Origin of the sequence: Acinetobacter sp. V2 (assembly GCF_001188385.1) — a bacterium.
Classification (GTDB): domain Bacteria; phylum Pseudomonadota; class Gammaproteobacteria; order Pseudomonadales; family Moraxellaceae; genus Acinetobacter; species Acinetobacter oleivorans.
In genome coordinates this window covers 1-7,808 of the sequence record NZ_JZFB01000001.1, presented here as the reverse complement: position 1 = coordinate 7,808, position 7,808 = coordinate 1, and the positions used below count along the sequence as shown (strand labels likewise).

Below are 7,808 nucleotides of genomic sequence, written 5' to 3'. Positions count from 1 at the left end.
GTTCCCTATCATTCGGCAGAAGGTTATCTTGCACGCCTTGTCAAAGCTGGGCGAACAGTAGCCATTTGCGAGCAAGTGGGAGAAGTAACAGGTAAAGGTCCAGTTGATCGTAAAGTTGTTCGTATTCTGACCCCTGGTACTTTAACTGATGATGCATTACTCAGCAGTTATCAATCGTCTAATCTCGTTTCATTATGCATTCATCAAAACCAGATTGGTTTCGCGTTACTCGACTTAAGTGCAGGCATTTTTAAAGTTCAACAACAAGATTACAAGCCTGAACAATTGCCTATTGAGCTTGCACGTTTAATGCCAAGTGAAATCTTGATTGATGAAGACTTGGTCGACACAAATATTATTGAGCAAATTAAAAAACACTTAGAATGCCCTGTTACCAAGCGCCCAAATGTAGACTTTAATCTAAATAACGCACAAAAAACTTTATGTGACCAGTTCACGGTATCAACGCTTTCAGGTTTTGGTTTAGACCCATTACCTTTAGCTAAAGCTGCTGCCGCTGCACTCATTCACTATGCAAAAGAAACCCAAAAAACTGCATTACCACATATCCGTTCAATTCAGCTTGAGCAAAGTACAGACTTTATTGCGCTCGACCCAATCACGCGCCGTAACCTAGAAATTATCGAACCGCTATTTGAACATGGAACATCATTATTCCAACTGGTAAATGACTGCCAAACTGCAATGGGTGGTCGTTTATTAAGCCGCACACTCATGCAACCTGTTCGTGATACGGCTTTACTCGATGCTCGTTTAGATGCGATTGAGCAACTCATTCAAGGCTACCATGAAAGCCCTGTTCGTTTAGTGCTTAAAGAAATTGGCGATATTGAGCGTGTGCTTAGCCGTGTAGCATTGGGCAGTGCACGACCACGCGATTTAGTGCAACTTCGTCATGCATGTGCACAAATTCCAGCTTTAAGAACGGCGTTAACTCCAGTTATTCAAGCGAAAAAATCTAAGTTATTAGTTCAACTTGATCAAGAACTTGGAGATTTTAAAGCGCTTCATCAGCATTTAATGGCAGCTATTGTTGAAAATCCGCCTGTATTACTTCGTGATGGCAATGTAATTGCAGAAGGATATGATGCAGACCTCGATGAATTACGCCAAATTCGCGATCATGCAGGACAATTCCTGATTGATTTAGAAATCAAAGAACGCGAGCGCACAGGTATTAACACCCTTAAAATCGGCTATAACCGTGTAAGTGGTTACTACATTGAACTCACTCGTGCTCAAGCAGAACAAGCCCCTGCTGACTATATTCGCCGCCAGACTTTAAAAAATGCTGAGCGCTACATTACGCCAGAACTAAAAAGTTTTGAAGATAAAGTCCTGTCGAGCGAGTCGCGTGCATTAGCGCGTGAAAAAGCATTATTCGAAGCTTTGCTTGAAAATCTTCGTGAAAATATTGCTCACCTACAAATGATGAGTTCAGCAATTGCTCAAATTGATGTGGTGGCAAACTTTGCTCATCAAGCGCGTTTAAATAATTGGGCACGTCCTGAATTTACCCCAGAAACGGGCATTAAAATTCAGGCGGGTCGTCACCCTGTGGTTGAAGCATTAAATAAAGCACCATTTACCCCAAATGATACTTTCCTCGATGCTCAGCACCGCATGGCAATTATTACCGGTCCAAACATGGGTGGTAAATCAACCTTCATGCGTCAAACCGCATTAATTAGTTTACTTGCTTATTGCGGTAGCTATGTTCCTGCTAAAACAGCCAAGCTTGGTCCAATTGACCGAATTTTCACTCGTATTGGTTCAGCCGACGATTTATCTACAGGCAAATCTACCTTTATGGTTGAGATGACAGAAACTTCGCAAATTCTGCACCATGCCACCAATCAATCGCTTGTTTTAATGGATGAGGTTGGCCGCGGAACCAGTACTTATGACGGTTTATCTTTAGCATGGGCTTGCGTGGTTGATTTAACAAAGCGCGTAAAATGTTTATGCTTATTTGCCACTCATTATTTCGAGTTAACTGAACTTGGTAGTGAAGCAGGAATTGATAATTATCATGTGACGGCGCAAGAGCTTAACGGCAACCTGATTTTATTGCATAAGGTTCAGCAAGGCCCTGCAAGTCAAAGTCATGGTTTACAGGTTGCAAAGTTAGCGGGCATTCCTGCCAATGTTATTAAAGAAGCGCAGAAGCGTTTACGTATTTTGGAAAAACAGCAGCAGCAACATCTACAAACCAGCTTTCAAAATGATTTGTTTGCTCCACCAGATGCAAACAGTGGTTCACAAATCATAGAAAAAGTTGTCGAGATCGAAGTTTCATCCCCAGCTTTAGATTTACTTAAGCAAATTGAAGTCGATAACTTATCGCCTCGTCAGGCACTTGAACAACTCTATGAGCTGAAAGCTGCACTCAAATCTTAATAAATCACGTCTGAATAAGCAGGCTTAGGTCTGCTTATTCATCTCGGAGAATAATATTTATATGATCTTAAGATCTTTGCAATATTCAGAAATCGATCTTATTTGGCAGCAAATTAGCCGCCGTGAATTAATTACTCAAAACTACATACAGAAACAACAATATCTAGACTTAGTTGATTGTTTTTTTGATGTACAACATTGGGATTCATACCATCTAGAAAATGACCCACCTAAACTGAAACAACTCTTTGATCAAGGTTCAATATTTGTCGGCGCATTTGATGCTTCTAAAAAACTGGTTGGTGTAAGTGTAGTCTCAAATCAACTTATAGCGGATTACCCTCACGCGAAATTACTCCACTATTTCTATGTCGATGCAGACCTACAAGGTCAAGGCATTGGTACTAAGCTTATGCAAGCCGCAAAAGCGTCCGCCAAGCAACTCGGTGCGCACCAACTATATATTTCAGCAACTCCAAGTCGGCGCACTGTAGACTTCTATATGAAGCATGGAGCACAGCCTTTAAGTGTTCCAGATCAACAACTTTGGCAGCTCGAACCTGAAGATATTCATTTACTGTGTAACGTTTAGCTCTAAATATTTAAGGATTTTCAGCCCAAAAAGCTAAAAATCAAAATCTGTAAAAGAAAAAATGAAAAGTTAAGGTATTTATTAAAATAGATGTCTTGACTTAAATGACATATAAATAATTAAATAAAATAATTTTTAAGTTATTGTTTTATAAAATATATTATTATTTTAATTTTATAGACAAGCAGTTCATAAGACTGAAAGATTTGTTTGATTATCAACGTATTAACTTATCTTCATATGCATGAATAAAGAATATCAATAAAAGCAATTGTTTGTTTACCCCTTTTTTGCCTAAAATAAGCTATTCGAAATGAAACCATATTTTTTAGGTAGCTGTCGCCATGACCTTTGTTGTCACTGAAAATTGTATTAAATGTAAATACCAAGATTGCGTAGAAGTTTGTCCTGTTGACTGTTTCTACGAAGGTCCGAATTTCCTAGTGATTAATCCGGATGAATGTATTGACTGTGCATTATGTGAACCAGAGTGCCCTGCAAATGCAATTTTCTCTGAAGATGAGTTACCAGAAGGTCAGGAAGTGTTTATTGAATTAAATGCTGATCTTTCTCAAAAATGGCCTAACATTACGCAAATTGGTGATCAACCAGCTGACCGTGAAGAATGGAACGGCAAACCTGATAAATTACAATATCTTGAAAAGTAATTTCAAAAAAAGATCAGCAACCGCTGATCTTTTTTATACCCGATTCAAACATTTCATTGCAAATTCCTCGTAATTTGTGCACTGTTTTGCATTAAAATAGCCGCAATATTTATAAGTGCTTAATTTTTCTTATGCGGAAGTTTTTGCAGAGTCTGGTGCCCTTATGCATAATCCCAGCGGTTATGGTAGGTTGTGTCAGCTCTCCCCAACACACAACAACAGGCAAAACCTCTCCAAGTGGTAAACGAATCTTTATTCCACAAGAGCGCGTTATTATCGAGCGCCCGATCCCCCCTAAAGTTGAGCCTGCATCTTATCGAGGCTGGTTAAGTTCTGGTGAAAATTACCAACGTGTTCGTGAATACGAAAATTTCTTAACCCGAAACAACGTCGCAGGCATTGTGCCAAGTTTTGAGTTATTACGCTCAGCACGTGATTGGCAAAAATGTGGCCGCTCAGAATATGCGGTGCCTAATCGCGAACTTTGGGGCAACTCTTTATCAACCCTACGCGTATTTAAATATTTAGTTGCAGCAAAAGTTTTAACTGACTTTGAAGTAACCTCAGTTTACCGAGACTTACCTTTAAATGAATGTGCTGGTGGCGCAAGCTCATCTAAACATTTATTTAACTCGGCAATCGATTTCCGTATTGGGCCTGAGTTCCCACAAGCTCAAGATTATGCTTTTATCGAAAATACCAAGTTTAAACTTTGTCAGTTCTGGGCTCAGCATGGCCAAAGCTTAAATATGGGTATTGGCTTATATAGCTCTGGGCAAATTCATATTGATACTCAAGGCTATCGTACTTGGGGACCAGACCTCACCCGAAACAGTTCGATGTGTAATTTCTAATTCAAAAAACTCCTTTCAACTGAAAGGAGTTTTTTTATTGTTCATTTCTCAATCAACCAAAATTTCTTGAAACGAAGATTTTTGCACTCTATGCATAAACGTTTAAAATAGCCCGATCAACATATAGGTAAATTTGATTATGCAGCAGATGTGGACAGACATTGACCAATATATCGATTCACATTTAATTCCTGAAGACCCGCGACTCGAATATGCATTAAAGAATACCGATGAACACGGCTTTTCAAATCATCTTGCAGTCGCACCTAACCAAGGTATGTTCTTGCAGATGCTTATTCAAATGAATAAATGCAAACGAGTCTTAGAAATTGGTACCTTTGCTGCATACAGTACCATCTGGTTAGGTCGTGCTTTACCTGAAGATGGTTATTTACTCACAATTGAAGGCCGTGCTACTCATGCAGAAATGGCTCAAAAAAATATCGACCATGCTAATCTTCCGGTAAAAGTCGATCTTAGAGCTGGCCGCGCCGCTGATATTCTGTCTGCAATTGACCCTCAATCTATCGAGCCTTTTGATTTTATTTTCATTGATGCAGATAAACAGGGTTATCCAGAATACTTAGAATTGAGTCTGAAATTCTCTAGATCGGGTACGATTATTGTGCTGGATAATGTAATTCGCGCAGGTGATATTTTAAATCCAGACAATAAAAAACCGAGTATTGAAGGCATCCGTGAAATGTTTAAAGCGCTCGAAAATCACCCACAAATATTGTCTTGTACAGCCTTACAAACAGTCGGCTCAAAAGGTCATGATGGCTTCGCAATTGCAATTGTGAAATAATGGTTAAAAAATCATCTTTTTTATTTTATTATTTATAATCAATAAATTACTTTTATTACTGTTGCTTTTCCATATAGTTATCCACAAGATTTGCGGATAACTATATGGAAATCTTATCATTTAGCCACAAGTAACGGTACAGTCGCGTTTCGGAAGATGGTTGTTGCAATACTTCCTAAGAAGAATTGATGAATCTTGCTATGACTAAATGCACCAAGCACAATAATTTGAATACCGTGTTCTTGTTGGTACTCTAAAATATTTTGTGCAACATCACCATAGCGATATACGGTCACAACATCAATGCCCGCTTGTTTCAGATAATGCTCAGGTTCATTTAATATTTCTGGATGATCACCTACATATACCAAATGACATTGCAGTGTTCGCAATAAATCACTTTGGGCAATACGGCGCATCATTTTTTGACAAGTTGGTGAATATTCATAAGCAAAGATAAAACGGGTTGGCACTTTAAAGTTTTCACCAATAGTCAAAACTGTACAGTTAGCACCACGGATAAAGTTCTCAACATTACTACCGATTGGTTTCTGTTTCTCGGCAGCCCGCTCCCCGACTCGACCTAAAATGACGATGTCATTTTCATGCAAGAGATTAAAGCTTTGCTCTAAAAAATCGCCTTTTTCTTGAATTTTTGAACTCGTAATTCCATGTTTTTCTTGAATAAGATCAGAAATGTGACGGAGTAAATTATTGCTATAGTCTAAAGCGAGTTCACTTTGTTTTTGCTCCAACTCAGCTAACTCTTTTAGCAGCATTGCATTGCTTTCAAAGCCAATTACCCCACTAATTTCACCAAGATGATAACTGGCTGGGTAATAATCTAGAATTTGTAATAATACAAGTTCCCGTCCAGTTGCTTTAGCAACCCATGCTGCTGCATCGGCAATAGCATTAATACACGGTGATGAGTCAATACACGCAATAACACGGTTCATGTTAGCCTCTCTTCTTCAGGTCTATTGCCTTGGAGATTATTCTTAAAACTTAGCTTTAACTTAACATAGATAAAAATTGGTATGTTAAGGTTTATGTATAAAAATCAACTTTTTTGTTTAAAGATCAAACATTTTATTACATTCTTAAGACTGCATTATTCTCTTAAACGAATAAATTTTGCGGGATTTCCACCAACAATATGGTAAGGCTCAACATCTTTGGTCACCATACTATTCATCCCGACTACGGCATGTTTTCCTATTTTAATACCATCTTTAATACCCACATGTGCACCTAACCAAACGTCCTGCTCAACTTCAATTCCTTTAGAAGTGACAGGCTGTTGGTAAAGTGGACGGTCTAACTGCATCCCATGATCAAATGCATATAAATGACAATATGCTGCAATACGAACTTGGTCATGTAATTTTATGCCGGCTCGTCCACCATCTAAAATACAATGATGATTTATCGCGACCTCATTACCAATTTCAAGTGGACCATGCAGACTACAATCTGCTGCGATAAAGCAATTATCACCAATAATAATTTTGCGTCCCGGCTCAGCAAAAATATGCGCTAACGGTGAAATAAAACAGTTTTCACCAATCTCAACGGTTTCCATATCCATCAAATATGCTTGATATTCTTTTTGCCATTCTTCGGCCCAAGCACGATTTTTCGGTTTTAAAGTCCAATATAACCATGGCATATAGTTTAGGCGGTGCTTGTGTTGCTCACGATATTTCAATAAGGAATCAGTCATCAGTTAATTCCTCTTCAATTTTTAACTCTTCACGACCACGCGTTACGTCTCTAAGTTTCAAGGCAAGCGGTTCAATTTGATGTATTTGTAGCCTTGCTTCGATATCTACACCCGTTGCAGTGTAGGTTTCCTGATATTCAATTTTTTGTTGAGTAAGCTCATATTGAAATATCGCCCACTCATTAAAGTGACAAGAAAAGTAAATCGTTTTCTTTGCAATGAGTTCAATACGCTCAGCCAAAAGCAAACATTGCCCAGCACAGCCTCCATATGCTCTAACAAGGCCGCCTGTTCCAAGTTTTATTCCCCCATACCAGCGATTAACCATCACAATAATATTCGTCAGGTCATTCCCTTCAATGGTCGCCAAAATTGGACGGCCTGCTGTTCCTGACGGTTCACCATCATCATTAAAGCGTACGTTATGCCCAATTTTCCAAGCCCAACATTGGTGAGTGGTCGAGATGTCTTTATTAAGTTCTAAAAATTCTTTAACTTGCTGTTCATTTTCTACTGGCGCAGCGATAGCCTGAAATCTGCTTTTTTTAATTTCTTCTTCAAATGTAATCTGTGATGCAATCGTAAAAGCCATAAATTAAATAAAGCATAATAAAAATCAAATTATAACGTGAATTTAATAGAATCAAACCCATAAAAAAGCCCCGAATCTCGGGGCTTTTTTTATTATCTTTCTCGTAACGCCTCTTTGGCTTTATTAAATGGTTTAAGTAAGTAATCC

General features: G+C 38.5%; 8 protein-coding genes. 5 read left to right on the top strand and 3 right to left on the bottom strand.

Annotated features, from left to right (window positions below):
* The 5 genes from mutS to UC75_RS00020 all read left to right on the top strand — a co-directional run.
* The coding region (gene mutS / locus UC75_RS00040) for a DNA mismatch repair protein MutS (RefSeq protein WP_228136959.1) at positions 1 to 2,421 on the top strand (2,421 nt) is incomplete at its 5' end.
* Between the two features lie 61 nt (positions 2,422 to 2,482).
* Positions 2,483 to 3,013, top strand: coding sequence for a GNAT family N-acetyltransferase (locus UC75_RS00035; RefSeq protein ID WP_049836269.1), 531 nt, complete (start codon positions 2,483 to 2,485; stop codon positions 3,011 to 3,013).
* Between the two features lie 344 nt (positions 3,014 to 3,357).
* Entirely contained in the window at positions 3,358 to 3,681 is a 324-nt protein-coding gene (gene fdxA, locus UC75_RS00030) for a ferredoxin FdxA (protein ID WP_003650851.1), read from the top strand.
* A 131-nt stretch (positions 3,682 to 3,812) separates the two neighbouring features.
* Complete coding sequence (locus tag UC75_RS00025; RefSeq protein WP_174746768.1) at positions 3,813 to 4,535, top strand: D-Ala-D-Ala carboxypeptidase family metallohydrolase; 723 nt, start codon at positions 3,813 to 3,815, stop codon at positions 4,533 to 4,535.
* Between the two features lie 139 nt (positions 4,536 to 4,674).
* Complete coding sequence (locus UC75_RS00020) at positions 4,675 to 5,343, top strand: O-methyltransferase (RefSeq protein WP_002115787.1); 669 nt, start codon at positions 4,675 to 4,677, stop codon at positions 5,341 to 5,343.
* A 116-nt stretch (positions 5,344 to 5,459) separates the two neighbouring features.
* Here UC75_RS00020 and UC75_RS00015 read toward each other — a convergent pair whose 3' ends face one another.
* From UC75_RS00015 to UC75_RS00005, 3 genes are all read right to left on the bottom strand, one after another.
* Positions 5,460 to 6,302, bottom strand: coding sequence for a universal stress protein (locus UC75_RS00015; protein ID WP_005303762.1), 843 nt, complete (start codon positions 6,300 to 6,302; stop codon positions 5,460 to 5,462).
* A gap of 155 nt (positions 6,303 to 6,457) precedes the next feature.
* Entirely contained in the window at positions 6,458 to 7,069 is a 612-nt protein-coding gene (locus UC75_RS00010) for a DapH/DapD/GlmU-related protein (RefSeq protein WP_049836268.1), read from the bottom strand.
* Entirely contained in the window at positions 7,062 to 7,661 is a 600-nt protein-coding gene (locus tag UC75_RS00005; RefSeq protein WP_049836267.1) for an IMPACT family protein, read from the bottom strand. Before UC75_RS00005 ends, UC75_RS00010 begins: the two co-directional genes overlap by 8 nt.
* Positions 7,662 to 7,808 lie beyond the last annotated feature (147 nt).

Excerpts from the sequence above, each read along its gene's own strand:
- UC75_RS00035 (WP_049836269.1), top strand. The coding sequence starts at position 2,483 with ATGATCTTAAGATCTTTGCAATATTCAGAAATCGATCTTATTTGGCAG.
- fdxA (WP_003650851.1), top strand. The coding sequence starts at position 3,358 with ATGACCTTTGTTGTCACTGAAAATTGTATTAAATGTAAATACCAAGAT.
- UC75_RS00025 (WP_174746768.1), top strand. The coding sequence starts at position 3,813 with ATGCGGAAGTTTTTGCAGAGTCTGGTGCCCTTATGCATAATCCCAGCG.
- UC75_RS00020 (WP_002115787.1), top strand. The coding sequence starts at position 4,675 with ATGCAGCAGATGTGGACAGACATTGACCAATATATCGATTCACATTTA.
- UC75_RS00015 (WP_005303762.1), bottom strand. The coding sequence starts at position 6,302 with ATGAACCGTGTTATTGCGTGTATTGACTCATCACCGTGTATTAATGCT.
- UC75_RS00010 (WP_049836268.1), bottom strand. The coding sequence starts at position 7,069 with ATGACTGATTCCTTATTGAAATATCGTGAGCAACACAAGCACCGCCTA.
- UC75_RS00005 (WP_049836267.1), bottom strand. The coding sequence starts at position 7,661 with ATGGCTTTTACGATTGCATCACAGATTACATTTGAAGAAGAAATTAAA.